This window comes from Bacillus sp. JJ675 (assembly GCF_036963165.1).
GTDB lineage: Bacteria > Bacillota > Bacilli > Bacillales > Bacillaceae > Bacillus > Bacillus glycinifermentans.
Window position 1 is genome coordinate 1 of sequence record NZ_JBALMR010000042.1, and the last position, 365, is coordinate 365.

2 protein-coding genes are annotated in these 365 nt (G+C 46.8%); both read right to left on the reverse strand.

Translation table 11 applies throughout. The features are described 5' to 3' along the window. A partial coding sequence (locus V7126_RS11315; protein WP_335497599.1) for a DUF503 domain-containing protein occupies positions 1-206 on the reverse strand: 206 nt, incomplete at its 3' end. Further along, positions 203-365 (reverse strand): hypothetical protein (locus V7126_RS24085; protein ID WP_438823802.1); only part of this gene is annotated, 163 nt, incomplete at its 5' end. The genes V7126_RS11315 and V7126_RS24085, both read right to left, overlap by 4 nt.

Genomic DNA, 365 nt, shown 5'->3' on the forward strand with positions numbered 1-365 from the left:
AGCTCTTTTTCCGTTTGAACGCGAGAGGAAGAAACGGCGGCGATTCCAATGCATGTGCGCTGCCACGAATCCTGGTAGGCAATCTCTGAGACAGACACGTTGAACCTGCCGCGGATCCTTGTGATGATCCGCTTCAGAACCGCCCGTTTTTCCTTGAGTGAGGATGCATCATAGATGATGCATTCGCATTCGGCGAAACCGATCACTTTCTTTCAATTTCTTGCATGACATACGCTTCGATCATATCGCCTTCGCGGATGTCATTGTAATTCTTAATGGTGATACCACATTCATATCCTTGTGAAACCTCTTTTACGTCATCTTTAAAGCGTTTGAGAACATCGACTTCGCCTTCGAAGATGACG